The following is an 18,417-nucleotide window of genomic DNA, read 5'->3' on the forward strand; positions in this document are numbered from 1 at the left end:
ACATGGGCTGGACCACATCATGACCGATCAGATCAGCAATTGTTCGGAATCCGAACGCGAGCGCATCGCCCGCGAGGGCATGTACCGGCCCGAATATGAAGGCGATGCCTGTGGCGTCGGCCTCGTCGCCGCGACCGACGGCAAGGCCTCGCGGCGCGTCGTCACCGCTGCGATCGACGCACTGAAGGCGGTGTGGCACCGCGGCGCCGTCGATGCCGACGGCAAGACCGGCGACGGCGCCGGCATCCATGTCGACCTGCCGGTGCGCTTCTTCGACGATGCGATCGAGCATGCCGGCCACAAGCCGCTGCCCAATCGCCTCGCCGTCGGCATGGTCTTCCTGCCGCGTTCGGATCTCGGCGCGCAGGAAAGCTGCCGTACGATCGTCGAGAGCGAGATCATCGATTCGGGCTACAAAATCTATGGGTGGCGCCAGGTGCCCGTCGACATCTCGGTGATCGGCGAAAAGGCGATGGCGCTGCGTCCGGAGATCGAACAGATCATGATCGCCGGGCCCCTGCCCGACGTGATGAGCCGCGACGAATTCGAGAAGGAGCTCTACCTGATCCGCCGGCGCATCGAGCGTAAGGTGATCGAGGCGCAGATCCAGGGCTTCTACATCTGCTCGCTCTCCTGCCGCTCGATCATCTACAAGGGGCTGTTCCTCGCCGAGGCGCTGTCGGTCTTCTATCCGGACCTGCAGGACGAGCGGTTCGTCAGCCGCGTCGCGATCTTCCATCAGCGCTATTCGACCAACACCTTCCCGCAATGGTGGCTGGCCCAGCCGTTCCGGACCCTCGCCCACAATGGCGAGATCAATACGATCCGCGGCAACAAGAACTGGATGAAGAGCCACGAGATCAAGATGGCCGCCCTCGCCTTCGGCGAGCAATCGGAGGAGATCAAGCCGCTGATCCCGGCCGGCGCGTCGGACACCGCCGCGCTCGACGCCGTGTTCGAGGCGATCTGCCGCGCCGGCCGCGACGCGCCGACCGCGAAGCTGATGCTCGTGCCCGAGGCCTGGCAGGATGCCGACCTGTCGGAGCCGGTGCGCGACATGTACAGCTATTTCGCCTCGGTGATGGAGCCGTGGGACGGGCCGGCGGCGCTCGCGATGACCGACGGCCGCTGGGTGGTGGCCGGCGTCGACCGCAATGCGCTGCGCCCGCTGCGCACCACGCAGACCGCCGACAATCTGCTGATCATCGGATCCGAGACGGGCATGGTGGTGGTTCCCGAATCCACCATCGTGCGCAAAGGCCGGATGGGCCCGGGCCAGATGATCGCGATCGATCTCGAGGAAGGCCGCCTCTATGACGACCGCGCCGTCAAGGAGCGGATCGCCGCCGAGCAGCCTTATGGCGAATGGGTGCAGAATTTCGCCGAAATGGCGGACCTCGCCGTTCCCGAAGGCGATCACGTGCCACGCTTCGACCGGGCCGAGCTGATCCGCCGACAGGTCGCCGCCGGCCAGACGCTGGAGGACATGGAGCTGATCCTCGCGCCGCAGGTGGAGGACGCCAAGGAAGCGATCGGGTCGATGGGCGACGACGCCCCGCTCGCCGTGATCTCGGATAAGCCGCGGACGATCAGTCACTTCTTCCGCCAGAATTTCAGCCAGGTGACCAACCCGCCGATCGACTCGCTGCGCGAAACCCGCGTGATGAGCCTCAAGACGCGCTTCGGGAACCTCGCCAACATCCTCGACCGCGAGGCGCAGCAGCAGAATGTGCTGGTGCTCGAATCGCCGGTGCTGAGCAGCCGGGACTGGGCGACGCTCAAGGCGCATTTCGGCAGCCAGGCGGCGACGATCGACTGCACCTTCGAATATAGCGAGGACCCCAATGCGCTGCGCGCCGCCATCACCCGCATCCGCGGCGAAGCGGAGCAGGCGGTGCGGGAAGGCAAGTCCGAACTGTTTCTGACGGACGAGACGGTCTGCGCAGAGCGCGTCGCGATCCAGATGGTGCTGGCGGCCGCGGCCGTGCATACCCATCTCGTCCGCAAGGGCCTGCGCAGCTACGCTTCGATCAACGTGCGTTCGGCGGAGTGCCTCGACACCCATTATTATGCCGTGCTGATCGGTGTCGGCGCGACCACGGTGAACGCCTATCTCGCCGAAGCCGCGATCGCGGATCGCCATGCCCGCGGCCTGTTCGGCAAGCTGAGCCTGGAGGAATGCTTCAGGCGCCAGCGCAAGGCGATCGACGACGGCCTGCTCAAGATCATGTCGAAGATGGGCATCGCCGTCGTCTCCAGCTATCGCGGCGGCTATAATTTCGAGGCTGTGGGCCTCAGCCGCGCGCTCTGCAACGATCTCTTCCCAGGCATGCCGGCGAAGATCTCGGGCGAAGGCTATGCCTCGCTGCAGCTCAACGCGACGCTGCGCCACGACGCCGCCTTCGACGAGGCGGTGGTGACGCTGCCGGTGGGCGGCTTCTATCGCCAGCGCAACGGCGGCGAGGCGCATGCCTATTCGGCGCAGCTCATGCATCTGCTGCAGACCGCGGTCGCGACCGACAGCTATTCCACCTATCTGCAGTTCGCCCGCGGCGTGCGCGATCTGCCGCCCATCTATCTGCGTGATCTCCTGGAGTTCAACTGGGCGCGCGAGCCGATCGCGATCGACTCGGTCGAGGCGATCACCGAGATCCGCAAGCGTTTCGTGACGCCGGGCATGTCGCTCGGCGCGCTCTCGCCGGAGGCGCACGAGACGCTGGCGATCGCGATGAACCGGATCGGCGCGAAGGCGGTGTCGGGCGAAGGCGGCGAGGACAAGAGCCGCTACAGCCCCTATCCCAACGGCGACAACGCCAACTCCACGATCAAGCAGGTCGCCTCGGGCCGCTTCGGCGTCACCGCCGAATATCTCAACGCGGCCGAGGAGCTGGAGATCAAGGTCGCTCAGGGCGCTAAGCCTGGCGAGGGCGGGCAGTTGCCCGGCTTCAAGGTCACCGAGATGATCGCGAAGCTGCGCCATTCCACGCCCGGTGTGATGCTGATCTCTCCGCCCCCGCATCACGACATCTATTCGATCGAGGATCTGGCGCAGCTCATCTATGACCTGAAGCAGATCAATCCGCGCGCGCGGGTCTGCGTGAAGCTGGTCTCGTCGGCCGGCATCGGCACGGTCGCGGCCGGCGTCGCCAAGGCGCATGCGGACGTGATCCTGGTCGCCGGCCATGTCGGCGGCACCGGTGCCAGCCCCCAGACATCGGTCAAATATGCCGGCACGCCTTGGGAGATGGGCCTGTCCGAAGTCAATCAGGTGCTGACCCTGAACGGCCTTCGCCAGCGGGTGCGGCTGCGTACCGACGGCGGCCTCAAGACCGGGCGCGACATCGTGATCGCGGCGATCCTCGGCGCTGAGGAGTTCGGCATCGGCACGCTGAGCCTGGTAGCGATGGGCTGCATCATGGTGCGGCAGTGCCACTCCAACACCTGCCCGGTGGGCGTGTGCACGCAGGACGACGCGCTGCGCAAGAAGTTCGTCGGTACGCCCGAGAAGGTGATCAACCTGATGACCTTCATCGCCGAGGAGGTTCGCGAGATCCTTGCACGGCTCGGCTTCCGCAGCCTCGACGAGATCGTCGGGCGCACCGAGCTGCTCCGCCAAGTCAGTCGCGGCGCCGAACATCTCGACGATCTGGATCTCAACCCGATCCTCGCCAAGGTCGATGCCCCGGACCATCACCGCCGCTTCACCGGCGGCGCGCTGCGCAACGAAGTGCCGGACAGCCTCGATGCGCAGATGATCCAGGACGCCAAGGCCGTTTTCGAGCGCGGCGAGAAGATGCAGCTCACCTATTCGGTGCGCAACACGCACCGGGCGGTCGGCACCCGCTTCTCGTCCGAGATCACGCGCACCTTCGGCATGTCGACGCTTGCGGACGGCCATGTCCATGTCCGCCTGCGCGGTTCGGCCGGCCAGTCGCTCGGCGCCTTCGCCGTGAAGGGGCTGACCCTGGAAGTGTTCGGCGACGCCAACGACTATGTCGGCAAGGGCCTGTCCGGTGCACGCATCGTCGTGCGCCCGATGGTCTCCTCGCCGCTCGAGACCAAGGCGAATACGATCATCGGCAACACCGTGCTCTACGGCGCGACGGCGGGACGGCTGTTCGCCGCCGGCCAGGCCGGCGAGCGCTTCGCGGTGCGCAATTCGGGCGCGATCGTCGTCGTGGAGGGCTGCGGCGCGAATGGCTGCGAATATATGACCGGCGGCACCGCCGTGATCCTCGGCCGCGTCGGCGAGAATTTCGGCGCGGGCATGACCGGCGGCATGGCCTTCGTGCTCGACGAGCATGACGAGTTCGAGCGGCGGGCCAATCCGGACAGCATCGTCTGGCAGCGCCTGTCCTCGATCCATTGGGAAGCGCGGCTCAAGGCGCTGATCGCCGAACATGCGATCGCGACCGACAGCGCCTGGTCCAATTCCGTGCTCGACGATTGGGATCGCTGGCGCGGCCGCTTCTGGCAGGTCTGCCCAAAGGAGATGCTGAGCCGGCTCGATCATCCGCTGACCGACGAGGAAGAAACGATCGCCGCGGCGGAATAACTGCACTCCAGCGCCACCTCATTCCGGCGAAAGCCGGGATGAGCGTGAATGACAGGGCGGCCCTCTCCACAAGGAGCCGTTGCGAATCGCACATGTTCTTCTTATGTTCCGATCTATCGCTCCAGGAGATCGGATTATGGCGCGCCTCAACTATGTCGAGCTGCCGGTGACGGGCACGGCAGCCGCGCGAACTTTCTACGAAAGAGCGTTCGGCTGGACGCTGACCGAATTCGGACCCACCTATGCCGCGACCACGACCGGCGACACCGATATCGGACTGCAGGCCGATCGCTCGGAAGCTCCGACCGCACCGCTACCCGTAATCGAAGTGGAGGATTTGGAAGCGGCGCTGGCGCAGGTCGAATCGGCTGGCGGACGCATCACCCAGCCGATCTTCACATTCCCGGGCGGACGACGTTTTCAGTTCCGCGACCCATCAGGCAACGAACTGGCGGTCGCGCAGAGCGGCTGACCCGGAGCCATCTATCCACAGGCTGGCGCGAAGAACCCACCATATGGAGTAGCGCTCCGCAGCAAGCACGCTAAGACTGCGCACCCATGTGGCAGATGTTCCAGTTTCCCCTGTGCCCGTTCTCGCGCAAGGTCCGGCTCCTCCTCGGCGAAAAAAGCGTCGGATATGAGATCGTCCGCGAATCGCCCTGGCTGCGGCGCGACGAATATATCGACATGAATCCGACCGGGCAGACGCCGGTGATGCGCGATATCGCCGCGGGCATCACCCTCATCGATTCGGCTGTCATCTGCGAATATTTCGAAGAGACGATCGAGAAGGCGCCGATGATCAGCGGCACGGCAGTCAACCGCGCCGAGATCCGCCGCCTGGTCGCCTGGTTCGACGAGAAGCTGTTCGGGGACGTCGTCCGCCCGCTGATGTACGAGCGGATGGAGAAGCGCCTCGTCCACCGTGCCTCGCCCGATGCGAAGGTACTGCGCGAGGCGATGAAGAACGCGATCAGCCATCTCGACTATATCGACTATCTGCTCGATCATCGCCGCTGGATCGGCGGCCCGGTGCTGAGCCTCGCCGACCTCGCCGCCGCCGCGCATCTTTCCGTCGCCGACTATCTCGGTGGCATCGACTGGCGCGGCCATGAATCGACCCGGAACTGGTATGCCGGGCTCAAGTCGCGCCCCTCCTTCCGCCCGCTGCTGAGCGAGCGAATGGAAGTGATCAGCCCGCCGGACCATTACGACAAGCTGGACTTCTGATTCGGCGGCGCCTCCGTGGCGCGGCTTTCTATACGTATTGGCGGTTCAGATGACGGGCTTGGCGTCCCCGCCCCCGCGCCCCATACGGAGCGAAGGCCCGCCCCCAAAACATGTCGCCAGCGGTTGACCTCGGCGCCCCCGGTCGCAACATGCTCCTACCTGTCCCATTGCCCCGGAGGCTGCCGCGCCTTGGAAACCATCACGATCGTCCTGCTCCTCCTTCTCGCCGTGATCCTCAGCGGAATCCTCTCGCGCGTGGTGCCGCTTCCCTTGCCGAGGCCCTTGTTCCAGATCGCGCTGGGCGGCGTGATCGGCCTCGTCGCCGACTGGCGCGTGACACTGGATCCCGAGATCTTCTTCCTGCTCTTCCTGCCGCCGCTGCTCTTTCTCGACGGCTGGCGGATCCCGCGGGAGGAGCTGTTCAAGGACGGCAAGACGGTGCTGGAGTTGGCGCTCGGCCTGGTCGTGTTCACCGTCGTCGGCATGGGCTTCCTGATCAACTGGATGATCCCATCCATGCCGCTGGCCGTCGCCTTCGCGCTGGCCGCGGTGATCTCGCCGACCGATCCGATCGCCGTATCCGCGATCGCCCAGCGCGTGCCCATTCCCAAGCGCATGATGCACATATTGGAGGGCGAATCGCTGCTCAACGATGCGTCCGGTCTGGTCTGCCTGCGCTTCGCGATAGCGGCCGCGCTGACCGGCGCCTTTTCGGCCCAGCACGCGGCGCTCAATTTCCTGTGGGTCGCATTAGGCGGCATCGCGATCGGCGCTGGCCTCACCTGGTGCGTCGCCCGCGCCAAGGGCGTCGTCAGCCGATACTATGGCGAGGATGGCGGCTCTCAGATTTTGATCAGCCTGCTGATTCCGTTCGGATCCTATCTCGTGGCTGAGCATCTCCACTGCTCTGGCATCCTGGCCGCGGTCGCCGCGGGCCTGGCGATGGGCTTCGTCGAGACGAGCGGCGAACTGGAGGCGACCACCCGCATCCGCCGCAATACGGTGTGGGACACGATCCAGTTCACCGCCAACGGCATCATCTTCGTGCTGCTCGGCGAGCAACTGCCCGCGATCCTCGCCAGTGCGGCCGAAACGGTGCGGATCACCGGCCATCACCAGCCCTGGTGGCTGGCCATCTATGTGGTGGCGATCAACGCGGGTCTCGCAGCGCTCCGATTTCTCTGGGTGTGGCTGTCCTTCCGCCTCACCCTGTTCCGCGCTGGCCAGCCACAGCGCACGCCCAACTGGCGGATCGTCGCCGCGATGTCCTTTGCCGGCGTGCGCGGCGCGATCACCCTTGCCGGCGTGCTCACCCTGCCGCTGACCCTCGCCGACGGTGCGCCCTTCCCAGCACGCGATCTCGCCATCTTCCTGGCGATGGGGGTGATCATCATGTCGCTGGCCGTCGCGAGCGTCGGTCTGCCGGTGCTGCTGCGCGGACTGCAGATGCCCGAGCCGTCGCATCTCGCCGAGGAGGATGCCGCCCGCCTGGCCGCGGCGCAGGCGGCGATCGCGGCGGTCGAGCGTGCCGAGCATGAGATGGCGGAGGGCCGCGACGATGCAGATCTCTATGTGGGCGCCGCCGCGCGGATCATGGACGCCTATCGCAAGCGTATCGAAGGCCGCCAGGGCACCACCGAGGAGCGCGCCACGGTGCGCCTGCTCGAACGGATCGATCGGGACCTGAGGCTCGCCGCGTTGCGCGCCGAGCGAACCGAGATCTACCGCCTTGTCCGCCAGCGCAAGCTCGGCAGCGCTATCGCCCGCAAGCTGGTTCGCGAGCTCGACCTGCTCGAAGCTCGCTTCGCGGGCTGAGATAGCGCCGGCACGAACTCGCGTCCGGCAGCCGAATCCGGCAAATAGTGGCCGCCCATTGATCGGCGCCGGCGGTCGTGGCAGAGCATGCGCCATGACGACCGCCCGCCCCACGAGCCGGAGCTATTGGCGCTTTCTGTAGGAAAGCGCGGCACGTCATCTTCCATGACCCATGCCGTCGCGTCAGGGCGTGCATGGATTCATCACCGGCAATCTCCCGATCGCGGCGGCCCATTCGAAAGGCCATCTCATGATCAGGATCTTCCAGCTTTCCACACTCCGATGCCGCATCGCCCCGCTTGGCATGAGCGATGCCCCCGACATCGCCGAACGGCTCGACATACCCGCCGAGGAGATCGGCGCCATGCTGTTCGGCGCGGGTGAACGGCGCCTGCTGGGCATATATGATTGCGAGGCCGGGCGTCTTCACGCACTGCTGCTCATCGCCCGCACCGCAAGCAGCGTGCTCGCCCTCGGCCTGCACGTCGCGGCCGGCGCACGATCGACGGCGCTGGCGGCCGAAGCCTTGGCGGAAGTGATGCGCGCGCTGGCAGCAGCCCATCCGTTCGACCGGCTGGAGGCACATTGCCTCGGCGAGGATCCGGCGCTCGACCGGCTGCTGGCCGCGCAGGGCTTCGAACGGCACGGCTCTGCCACCCCCTTCGCGTTACGGCACACCAGCCCGGCAGCAGCGCGAATCGACGTGTGCTGACGGTCAGCGCGGCGCGGCGAGGGCCGCCTCGACAAAGATGCGCGCGACGGCGACCGCCTCCTCGAGCGGTTCGCCATAGCCGCCCTCGATCCAGCGCCGCGCAATCCGCATCACCGCACCGACGACGCCGGCCGCGGCCAGCGGCGTGGCACCGGGCGGCGCCAGCAGCGCGGCAATCGCGCTGCCCGCGGCGCGGCCCACTTCATGCACCGCCGGATCGTGCAAATTCAGATCTATGAGGAAAACCCGCGCGAGCTCGGGATGGTCCGCGAGTGCGCGGAACATGCCCGTCAGCCGCGCATCGACGGTCACCCCCGCCTCGCCCATCATGGCGACCAGCCTCTCCGTCACCTCACGAAAGACGGCGAGGAACAGCGCATCCCGGCTCGGGAAAGATTCGTAGAAATACCGTGCCGTAAGGCCTGCTTCCGCACAGATCGCGGTTACCGAAGCGCCTTCCGCGCCGACGCGCGCATAAAGGCGCGCCGCGGCATGCATCAGCCGCTCCCGCCGCTCGGCCACCCGCGCCTCCTGGCTGCGGCCGCCATAGGCTCTCTGCTTGGGTTCGCTCATCGCGCCGCCTTGACATAGCGACACCGAAAGCACAATTTGACAATCATCCTTGTCAGATTAAGGGCGTACCATGTCATCCCCCTCTTCCTTCGCCTCGATCGAGAATCGGCGTGACTGGCGCACCGCCCTCGGCGCACTTCGCCAGCTTCTCGCCAATGGCGACGATACGGCCCAGGTGTTTCGGATCATGCGCGCGCTCAATGCCGGCACAGCGCGGCGCAATTATCTGCAGCTGCTGGACACGCCCGAGGGCGGGCGCATCGCCTATGAACGGGTGGAACTGGCGCGCCGCCTTGCGGAGCCGGCTTATGTCGATCGCTTTGCCGAAGGCACCGTGGGCGCCGCTTACCGGGATTTCCTGCGCTCGACGGGCTATTCCGCTGAGGGGCTCGTCGACGTCAGCAGGACGGGTGGCATGGAGGAGCGCGACGCCGAACATCCCTATGCCTGGTTCGGCCGCCGCCAGCGCGACACGCACGACATCTGGCATGTCCTGACCGGCTATGCGGCCGACGAGCATCTCGGCGAAGCCTGCCTCGTCGCTTTCTCCTACGCGCAGACCCACGGCCTGGGCTGGGCGCTGATCGCGCTCGGCGCGACATTCAAGGCGCTGCGCATGCCGAACGGGCGCGTCTACGCTGCCGCCATCTGGGAAGGCTATCGCCGGGGCCGCAGCGCCAAATGGCTCGCCGCGGAGGATTATGACCGGCTGATGGCCGAACCGCTCGCATCCGCGCGCGAACGCCTGGGTCTGGGGGAACCCATCGTCTATAGGCAGGCCCGGACCAGGCTCGGCGGCACCGGCGCCCGCTTCCGGCTCATGCGCTGACGCGATTTCGAAGCGGATGCCTCCGTCTGGGCCAGATCATTGGAGCATCGTGCGGAAAAGTGGGAACCGGCTTTCCGCAGAAACGATGCGACCGCAAAGGCTTAGAGCAAGCTACGATTCGCATATCGCCCAGCTTCCTCTAAGGCGCGCGCCGCACCGGAGTCGAAGCGTTGCAGACATCCACCGCGCCGGCCGGGCGGACGAAGAAATCGTCCTTGCGGTTGGCGCGAGCATGGATCCATTGCGCGAAGGCCGGGCTCGTCTGGTCCAAGACTTCGAAGCGCGGCCGCTGTTCGGCCGGCAGATCGGCCGCGATCTTCGCGGACCGGATCGGCAGCGCTGACGCCTCGTCCTTGTAGAACCCGAGCGGACCGGTGCCGCGCGGTCGGGCCGAGAGCCACTCCATTCCTTCGACGATGCGGCCGACCAGCGCGATGTTGCGATCCAGATGCCGCGGCGCCTGGCCGATGACCGCATAGAGCTCCGTCCCGTCGCCGGTGTCGGGCGCCATGTCCCGCCCGACGCCCACCATGCCATAACAATGCACGAGCCAGGCGGCACCGCCCTCCCGCGCCACCGGCCAGCCATCGACATGACCCGTCTCGGCGGCATAGCTGTCCCGAAAACCGAGCGGCCGGAACACGAGACCCGCAGCGGGCCGTTCATATTCGGCAGGCGGATGCCGAACCAGCGCCGCGGGCCGCTGCGAACCGGCATCCGGCCGCGCCCATTGCACCACATAATTGTCCTGCACGCGAGTCACCGCCGCGCCGTCGAACCAGCCCGCCCGAACGAGCGTCACGATATTGGCGACATGGATCGGCGCGAAGCGGGGCGTGAGCTGGATCGCCACCTGCCGACCGTCCTCCAGCGTCAGCATGATCAGGAAATGAGGATCGATCGCCTTCCAGGCAGAGGCGGGAGCCTGGGCGACGATGTCATTCGGCGTCGCCGCGGCGAGCGGCGCGGCGAGGGCAGTCAACGCCAGGCATAGCCAGCCCCGGCCTCTTTTCATCGCTCCGCCGCCCTGCCCGGGCTCGCCAACGCCTCCGCGATCGCCCGATCCGCGATCGGCCGCATCATCGCATAACCGTCCCGGTTGGGATGGACGCCGTCATTGGTCAGGGCAGGCTTCATCCCCATTTCGCTGTCGGCCAGCACCGCATGGTAATCGGCATAGACATATCCCTCCCGCGCGGCCATCGCGCGCAGGCGGGCATTCATCGCGACGATGGTCTGCGCGGGCGGCGGCTTCAGCTTAGTATTCCAGCCGAACAGCCGGGCCGGCGTCACGGATCCGATGATCACCCGGATGCCGTGCAGCCGCGCAAGCTCCGCCATGGTGCGGATATTATTCTCCACCGCAGCGAAGGTGGTCGGGCCGCCATTGCCGGCGATATCGTTGGTGCCCATCAGGATCTGGACGATCGTCGGATTGAGATCGATCACATCCTGTCGGAAGCGCAGCAGTCCCTGCGCGGTGGTCTGCCCGCTGATCCCGCGATCGATCACCCGATCGAAAAGCTGCCTGTCGCCGAAGCGCCATTGCTCCGTCACCGAGGCGCCGAAAAAGATGATCCGCGGCTTGCCAGGATCGGGCATGGCCGGCAGTTCCGCATTGTCGCGCCGATAATAGCAGAGCCGACCATAATCGGCGCGGATCATCGCGGCATAATTGTAGGCGGCGTCCGGGGCGGTCGGAGCGGGGACGATCGGCGTCGGACTGGGCTTGATCAGCGCGCTCTGAATCGGCGTTTCGGTTCGGGGGCGGAACCAGGTCGGCAGACAGGGCTGCTCCACGATGCCGCCAGGCACGATGGGAGCCGGAAAGGCCGATGCGCGCGCGATCACGGGCGGGGCGGACTGACGGACAGCCGGCGCCGCATTATTCGCCGATGCAGGCAGCGGCGCCTGTCCTACGGCGACGGCCGGTACCCCCAGCAGCAACGCAAACGCTATCGGCACGCGCAGGCGCGTGATCATTTTCATATCCCCTGTTGCAACCGTCAGCCCGCGACAGCGGTGAGGAAATAATCCACCGAGCAATCCGCGGACAACCTGAAACCGCGCGTCGGCATAAAATCGAGTCCGCGCCGATCGAGGACGCGCAGCCCGGCCGCCGCCATGAGCCCGGTCAGTTCGTCCGGCGTCAGGAATTTGGACCAGTCGTGCGTCTTGCGAGGGATCATGCCCAACCCCTCCCCGAGCGTGATCAGTGCCAGGCGAGAACGGGCGGTGCGATTGGGGGTCGAAACGATCATCAGCCCGCCGGGCGCGAGCGCGGCTGCGAGGCCGGCGACGAAGGCGGCCGGATCGGCGACATGCTCGATCACCTCCATCGAGGTCACGAGATCGTAGCTGCCGGCCTCGCCGTCCGCCGCCGCCAGATCCTCGATACCGCCACAGCGATAGTCGATCGACAGCCGCTGCCCCTCGGCATGCAATCGCGCCGCAGCGACATTCTCCCACGCCGCGTCCAGCCCGGTCACACGCGCGCCGAGGCGCGCCAGCGGTTCGCTGAGCAGGCCGGCGCCGCAGCCGACGTCGAGCGCACGCTTGCCGGAGAGCGGCTTGAGCGTCGTGCCGTCGCCCTGCCAATGGGCATCGATCTGTTCACGGAGATAGGAAAGACGTGCCGGATTCAGCCGGTGCAGCATTGCCGAGGATCCACGTGGGTTCCACCAATCCTGCGCCAGCTTGCCGAAATGCGCGGCTTCTGCGGGGTCGATCGTAGCGGGTATGGGCGTGCTTGCGTTCATGGTTCCGTCTCTCTATCAGGGCCGCGCCCTCGATCCCAAGGGCCTTTTCTCCCTCTCTCGAAGATCCGGTTCATGGCGCGCATCGTAATGAAATTTGGCGGCACCTCGATGGCGGGCATCGAGCGAATTCGCAACGTCGCGAACCGCGTGAAACAGGAAGTCGAGGCAGGCAACCAGGTTGCGGTCGTCGTGTCCGCCATGGCCGGCGAGACCGACCGGCTGGTGAATTTCTGCCGCGAGGCGAGCTCGCTCTACGATCCGCGCGAATATGACGTCGTCGTCGCCTCGGGCGAGCAGGTTACCTCCGGACTGCTCGCGATCGTGCTGCAAGGCATGGGCGTGCCGGCGCGCAGCTGGCTCGGCTGGCAGCTGCCGATCCACACCAACGACGCCCATGCCAGCGCGCGCATCGGCACGATCGATACCGACAGGCTGGATGCCGCGCTGGCCTCCGGCGAAGTGGCTGTGATCCCCGGCTTCCAGGGCGTGACCGACGACAATCGCGTCACAACGCTCGGTCGCGGCGGATCCGATACCTCGGCCGTCGCCGTGGCGGCGGCGATGAAGGCCGATCGCTGCGACATCTATACCGACGTCGACGGCGTCTATACCACCGATCCACGCATCGTGCCCCGCGCACGCAAGCTCGGCCGGGTCACCTATGAAGAGATGCTGGAGCTGGCCAGCGTGGGCGCCAAAGTGTTGCAGACGCGCTCCGTCGGGCTGGCGATGAAGGAGCGGGTGCGCGTGCGCGTGCTCTCCTCCTTCGACGATACGCGCGACGACGAGGGACATCGCGGCACGCTGATCGTCGGCGAGGACGAAATCGAGGAAAGCAGGATGGAACGACAGCTCATCACCGGCATCGCGCACGACAAGAACGAGGCGAAGATCACGCTCGTCTCAGTGCCGGACCGGCCCGGGGCCGTGGCGACGATCTTCTCGCCACTCGCCGACGCCAACATCAACGTCGACATGATCGTCCAGAACGTCGCGCTGGACGGCAAGTCGACCGACGTGACCTTCACCGTGCCGAAGGCCGAGCTCGCCCGCTCGCTTGACGTGCTGGAAAAGTCGCGCCCGACGATCGGCCACGAGCGCGTCATCTCCGACACCGCGATCACCAAAGTCTCGGTGGTCGGCGTCGGCATGCGCAGCCACGCCGGCGTCGCCGCTGAGATGTTCAAGAGCCTCGCCGATCGCGGCATCAACATCCAGGCGATCACCACCAGCGAGATCAAGGTCTCCGTGCTCATCAGCGAGGAATATACCGAGCTGGCGGTGCGCGTGCTGCACAGCGCCTATGGCCTCGACGCGGAAGAACCCGCCGAGTGATGAACAGCCTGCCTTTCCGCGCCGTGGCGACTGCGGCGATCCGCGCATGACGCCGCCCCGTTCGGGCCGTTCGCGGCTGACCGCGCTGATGGCGCGTGGCGCGGAATTCCTCGGCACGGACGTGGCCATATTGGCCGGTGCGATGTCGTGGGTGAGCGAGCGCAATCTCGTCGCCGCCATTTCCAATGCCGGCGGGTTCGGGGTTATCGCCTGCGGCGCGATGACGCCTGCGCTGCTCGATGCCGAGATCGCCGGCACCAAGGCGCTGACGACGAGGCCGTTCGGCGTCAACCTAATCACCATGCACCCCGATCTGATGGAGCTGATCGACATTTGCGGACGCCATGGCGTCGGCCATGTCGTCCTCGCCGGCGGCCTGCCGCCCGCAGGATCGCTGGAGCGGATCAAGGCGACCGGGGCAAAGCTGATCTGCTTCGCCCCCGCCCTCGCGCTGGCGAAGAAGCTGATCCGTTCGGGCGTGGACGCGCTGGTGATCGAGGGTATGGAGGCCGGCGGCCATATCGGCCCCGTCTCCACTTCCGTGCTCGCGCAGGAGATGCTGCCCGAGATCGCGCGGCAGCTCCCCGTCTTCGTTGCCGGCGGCATCGGCCGCGGCGAGGCGATCGCGGCCTATCTGGAAATGGGTGCGGCCGGCGTGCAGCTCGGCACCCGTTTCGTCTGCGCGACCGAATCGATCGCCCACCCAAATTTCAAGAAAGCCTTCATTCGCGCCTCGGCGCGCGATGCCATCGCCTCCGTGCAGATCGATCCGCGGCTGCCGGTGATTCCGGTGCGCGCGCTCAAGAACGCGTCGACCGAGCTCTTCACCGCAAAGCAGCGCGAAGTGGCGCAGGCATTGGACGAAGGCCGCGTGGCGATGGCCGAAGCGCAACTCCAGATCGAGCATTATTGGGCCGGCGCGTTGCGCCGCGCGGTGATCGACGGCGATGTGGAGCATGGCTCGTTGATGGCGGGCCAGTCGGTCGGCATGGTCACGAAGGAAGAGCCCGTCGCGGAGATCATCGCAGCGCTGCTCGAGGAAGCTGCCACGGCGCTGGCGACGCGGGCTTAGCCTTATCCGATTCGTCCCGTTCGGTCGGAAATGCCAACTAAGCCCGTGACGCTGCCGCCCCCTTCCTGCTAGGCACGGCGCATGTCCTCCACGCCCACCCTCGCAGTATCGGCCGCACGCGAGATATTGACGCGCCTGCACGACGTGATGGCGTCGCGCTCCGCCGCGCAGGTGAAGCTCAACCAGGTCGTCCAGATCATCGGCGAGACGCTGGATAGCGAGGTCTGCTCCATCTATCTCCTGCGCGACGGCGTGCTGGAGCTCTTCGCCACCCGCGGTCTCAAGCAGGAGGCGGTGCACGTCACCAAGCTGGCGCTCGGCGAGGGTCTCGTCGGCACCATCGCCGAGCATGTCGAGACGCTGAACCTGGACGAGGCGACCAGCCATCCAGACTTCGCCTACAAGCCGGAAACCGGGGAAGAACTCTATCACAGCTTCGCCGGCGTCCCGATCGTGCGCCGCCAGCGCGCCGTCGGCGTGCTCTGCGTCCAGCACGAGGCGTCGCGCCGTTACGACGATGTCGAGATCGAGGCGCTGCAGACCGTCGCCATGGTGCTGGCCGAGCTGATCGCCGGCGCCGGCCTGATCGACGAGAGCGCGACCGCCAGCCGCGACCCGCGCGAGACCGGTGCGGTGCGGCTCACCGGCCTCAAGCTGGTCGAGGGCATGGCCCGCGGCGTCGCCGTGTTCCACCAGCCGCGCGTCAATATCGAGCATACCGTCGCCGAGGATATCGAGGCCGAGCGGCATCGCGTCTATTCCGCCTTCGCCAAGATGCGCGAGCAGATCGAGCGAATGACGCGCGAGGCCGAGTTCGGCACCGCGGGCGAGCATCACGACGTGCTCGAGACGTACAAGATGTTCGCCTATGACGAAGGCTGGAGCCGGCGGATCAACGAGGCGATCAGCTCCGGCCTCACCGCCGAGGCGGCGATCGAGCGCGTCCAGCAGCGCACCCGCATGCGCATGCGCGAGATTGACGATCCGCTGCTGCAGGATCGCATGCACGATCTGGAGGATCTCTCCAATCGTCTGCTGCGCATCGTCTCCGGCCAGCTCAGCACCGCCGCGCAGCTCGGCCTGCGTCATGATTCGATCCTGATCGCACGCAATCTCGGGCCTGCCGAGTTGCTCGAATATGATCGCCGCCGCCTCAAGGGCGTGGTGCTGGAGGAAGGATCGCTCACCGCCCACGTCACCATCGTCGCGCGGGCCATGGGTATTCCCGTTTTGGGGCGCGTGCGCGACGTACGCCGCACGATCGCGGAGGGCGATCTGCTGCTGCTCGATGGCGTGCAAGGGGCGGTGTTCGTCCGGCCCACCACGGCGATGGAAGAGGCGTTCGATGCCAAGCTGCTGATCGGCCAGAAGCGCCGCGCCCAATTCGCCGCGATGCGCGACCAGCCGCCGGTGACGAAGAATGGCGAGCGCATCACGCTGATGATGAATGCCGGCCTGCGCGACGACGTCTCGACCCTGGACGTCACCGGCGCGGACGGCATCGGCCTGTTCCGCACCGAGTTCCAGTTCCTCGTTTCCGCCACTCTGCCCCAGCGCGAGCGGCAGCAGCGCCTTTATCGCGACGTGATGGATGCGGCCGGCGATCGTCCGGTGATCTTCCGTACCGTCGACATCGGCGGCGACAAGGCGCTGCCCTACATGAATCAGGACGGCGACATCGCCACCGAGGAAAATCCGGCAATGGGCTGGCGCGCGATCCGGCTGGCGCTGGAGCGCGACGCACTGATGAAGGCGCAGGCCCGTGCCTTGATCGAGGCAGGCGCCGGCCGCGTCCTGCAGGTCATGTTCCCGATGGTGTCCGAGCCGTGGGAGTTCGACGAGGCACGCGAGCTGTTCGAGGCGCAACGCAAATGGATCGCCGAACGCGGACGGATGCTGCCGCTCGCGATCCGATACGGCTGCATGCTGGAGGTGCCGGCACTGGCCGAGAGCCTGGACATCCTTCTGCCCAAGCTGGATTTCCTGTCGATCGGAACCAACGACCTCACCCAGTTCCTGTTTGCCGCGGATCGCGCGCATCCCAAGCTGGCCGAGCGTTACGACTGGCTGTCCCCGGCAATCCTGCGGTTCATCTCGCGCGTCGTGCGCGAGACGAAGGCAGCGGACGTACCCGTAGGCGTATGCGGCGAAATGGGCGGACGCACGCTAGAGGCGATGGCGCTGATCGGTCTCGGCATCGATCGGCTCTCGATCACCCCGGCGGCGATCGGCCCTGTCAAGGCGATGATCCGGACACTGGATGCCGCCGCGTTGCGCACGGCCATGGCGGATTGGCTGATCAAGCCGCCCGCATCGATGCGTGCTGTGCTCGAGCAATGGTCGGAGGCAAACCAGGTCGCCATCGCCTGACCGCGTGCAAGGCACGCAATCGCGCCAAATTGCAGCACTTCGTTTGACAAGTAACCACACCGCTTGCGAAATGTGGGCGGGCAAAAGGACGGACCCCGCGGTCCTGGAGGTCGCATGGACGAAGCGGAAAACCGCGAATTGTTTCCTAAGCGCGTCGGCGAACGCCTCGCGGCCGCTCGCACTGCGATGGGTCTCGAGCTGGACGAGGTGGCAGCGCGCACGCGCGTCACCAAGCGGCAGCTCGCCGCAATCGAAGCCGGAGATCATGGCGCATTGCCTGCCCCCACCTACAGCGCGGGCTTCGTGAAGGCCTACGCGCAGGTGGTCGGGCTGGACGGCACCGCGTTGGCCAGCGATTTTCGTGCCGAGCTGGGCGCGGCGCCACCGACGCGCCGTCAGGTCGAGCCGTTCGAGCCGGCGGATCCCGCGCGCATTCCCACCAAATTGCTGGCCTGGACAGCGTTGGCAATCGCAATAGCGATAGCGCTCGCTTATGCGCTGTGGCGCGGGCCGGGTGGTGAAGCCGATCAGCTCGCCGCCGGCACCGGGCCGGACAATGCGGCTCCCGCGCCCGCCCCTGCCCCCGCGCAGCCGCCGACCGTGGCGCCGCCTGCCGCCACCGGGCCGGTCGTGATCACGGCGACCGCACCGGTCTGGGTCCGCATCTATGAGCCCAATGGCGGCAAGAAATATCTCGATCATGAGATGAAGGCCGGGGAGGCGTTCACCGTTCCGCCCGATGCAGTGGATCCCCAGATCCTGACCGGACGGCCGCAGTCCCTGACCATCACCGTCGGCGACAAGGCCGTCCCGCCGCTCGGCCCGGCCGACAAGACCGTGGCCGACGTCAGCTTGAAGCCGGCTGCGCTACTGGCACGCGCGCAGGCCGGCGGCGCGGCGCCAGCCGCCGCTTCGCCCGTTACCGTGCCCCCGCCGTCGACGGTGACGCTGCCGCCGGTCACGGGCGCCGTATCCGCTCCAACGCCACAACGCCGGGAAAGTCGCCGTCGACTGCCGGATAATGGCACCGCGCCAACCACCAACAGCGCGCTGCCGCCCGCATTCGCGGCTCCGTCCGAATCAACGACCACCACGACGCCCGCCAGCGGCAGCGATGGCGCCACGCAGCCCCAGCCTTAATCCTGGCGTCAGCCAGGATCGGGCAGA

14 protein-coding genes are annotated in these 18,417 nt (G+C 66.7%); 10 read left to right on the plus strand and 4 right to left on the minus strand.

The window, feature by feature from the left end:
• Positions 1 to 19: 19 nt before the first annotated feature.
• From gltB to GQY20_RS07865, 5 genes are all read left to right on the plus strand, one after another.
• Positions 20 to 4,555, plus strand: a complete 4,536-nt coding sequence (gltB, locus tag GQY20_RS07845; RefSeq protein ID WP_157216506.1) for a glutamate synthase large subunit — start codon at positions 20 to 22, stop codon at positions 4,553 to 4,555.
• 136 nt (positions 4,556 to 4,691) lie between these two features.
• Positions 4,692 to 5,027 carry a VOC family protein gene (locus GQY20_RS07850; RefSeq protein WP_157216507.1) on the plus strand — a complete coding sequence of 112 codons (336 nt, stop codon included), beginning with the start codon at positions 4,692 to 4,694 and terminating at the stop codon, positions 5,025 to 5,027.
• Positions 5,028 to 5,113: 86 nt separating this feature from the next.
• Entirely contained in the window at positions 5,114 to 5,785 is a 672-nt protein-coding gene (locus GQY20_RS07855; RefSeq protein ID WP_157216508.1) for a glutathione S-transferase family protein, read from the plus strand.
• Between the two features lie 189 nt (positions 5,786 to 5,974).
• Positions 5,975 to 7,600, plus strand: a complete 1,626-nt coding sequence (locus tag GQY20_RS07860; RefSeq protein WP_157216509.1) for a Na+/H+ antiporter — start codon at positions 5,975 to 5,977, stop codon at positions 7,598 to 7,600.
• Positions 7,601 to 7,850: 250 nt separating this feature from the next.
• Positions 7,851 to 8,312 carry a hypothetical protein gene (locus tag GQY20_RS07865; protein WP_198350868.1) on the plus strand — a complete coding sequence of 154 codons (462 nt, stop codon included), beginning with the start codon at positions 7,851 to 7,853 and terminating at the stop codon, positions 8,310 to 8,312.
• Positions 8,313 to 8,315: 3 nt separating this feature from the next.
• Here the strand turns inward: GQY20_RS07865 and GQY20_RS07870 are convergent, their stop codons facing one another.
• Complete coding sequence (locus GQY20_RS07870; protein ID WP_157216511.1) at positions 8,316 to 8,885, minus strand: TetR/AcrR family transcriptional regulator; 570 nt, start codon at positions 8,883 to 8,885, stop codon at positions 8,316 to 8,318.
• Between the two features lie 70 nt (positions 8,886 to 8,955).
• Between GQY20_RS07870 and GQY20_RS07875 the strand changes: the two genes are divergently transcribed.
• A complete protein-coding gene (locus tag GQY20_RS07875) occupies positions 8,956 to 9,714 on the plus strand; it encodes a Coq4 family protein (protein WP_157216512.1) in 759 nt (252 codons plus the stop codon).
• Positions 9,715 to 9,853: 139 nt separating this feature from the next.
• Here the strand turns inward: GQY20_RS07875 and GQY20_RS07880 are convergent, their stop codons facing one another.
• From GQY20_RS07880 to ubiG, 3 genes are read right to left on the minus strand one after another with little or no spacing between them, the layout of a single operon-like run.
• Positions 9,854 to 10,729, minus strand: coding sequence for a peptidylprolyl isomerase (locus GQY20_RS07880; protein WP_157216513.1), 876 nt, complete (start codon positions 10,727 to 10,729; stop codon positions 9,854 to 9,856).
• The gene (locus GQY20_RS07885) at positions 10,726 to 11,697 is read right to left on the minus strand and encodes a GDSL-type esterase/lipase family protein (protein WP_157216514.1); all 972 of its coding nucleotides are present in this window, start codon (positions 11,695 to 11,697) and stop codon (positions 10,726 to 10,728) included. The genes GQY20_RS07880 and GQY20_RS07885 overlap by 4 nt, the downstream gene beginning before the upstream one ends.
• A gap of 23 nt (positions 11,698 to 11,720) precedes the next feature.
• Positions 11,721 to 12,473, minus strand: a complete 753-nt coding sequence (gene ubiG / locus GQY20_RS07890; RefSeq protein WP_157216515.1) for a bifunctional 2-polyprenyl-6-hydroxyphenol methylase/3-demethylubiquinol 3-O-methyltransferase UbiG — start codon at positions 12,471 to 12,473, stop codon at positions 11,721 to 11,723.
• Positions 12,474 to 12,545: 72 nt separating this feature from the next.
• On the opposite strand from ubiG, the gene GQY20_RS07895 reads away from it, so the two are divergent.
• The 4 genes from GQY20_RS07895 to GQY20_RS07910 all read left to right on the plus strand — a co-directional run bounded on the left by GQY20_RS07895 (position 12,546) and on the right by GQY20_RS07910 (position 18,390).
• Positions 12,546 to 13,808, plus strand: a complete 1,263-nt coding sequence (locus GQY20_RS07895) for an aspartate kinase (RefSeq protein ID WP_157216516.1) — start codon at positions 12,546 to 12,548, stop codon at positions 13,806 to 13,808.
• Positions 13,809 to 13,854: 46 nt separating this feature from the next.
• Positions 13,855 to 14,880, plus strand: coding sequence for an NAD(P)H-dependent flavin oxidoreductase (locus tag GQY20_RS07900; RefSeq protein ID WP_157216517.1), 1,026 nt, complete (start codon positions 13,855 to 13,857; stop codon positions 14,878 to 14,880).
• Positions 14,881 to 14,961: 81 nt separating this feature from the next.
• The gene (gene ptsP, locus GQY20_RS07905) at positions 14,962 to 17,250 is read left to right on the plus strand and encodes a phosphoenolpyruvate--protein phosphotransferase (protein ID WP_157216518.1); all 2,289 of its coding nucleotides are present in this window, start codon (positions 14,962 to 14,964) and stop codon (positions 17,248 to 17,250) included.
• Positions 17,251 to 17,364: 114 nt separating this feature from the next.
• Entirely contained in the window at positions 17,365 to 18,390 is a 1,026-nt protein-coding gene (locus GQY20_RS07910; RefSeq protein WP_157216519.1) for a helix-turn-helix domain-containing protein, read from the plus strand.
• Positions 18,391 to 18,417: the final 27 nt, after the last annotated feature.

It is taken from the genome of Flavisphingomonas formosensis (assembly GCF_009755815.1).
GTDB classification, from domain to species: Bacteria; Pseudomonadota; Alphaproteobacteria; order Sphingomonadales; family Sphingomonadaceae; genus Flavisphingomonas; species Flavisphingomonas formosensis.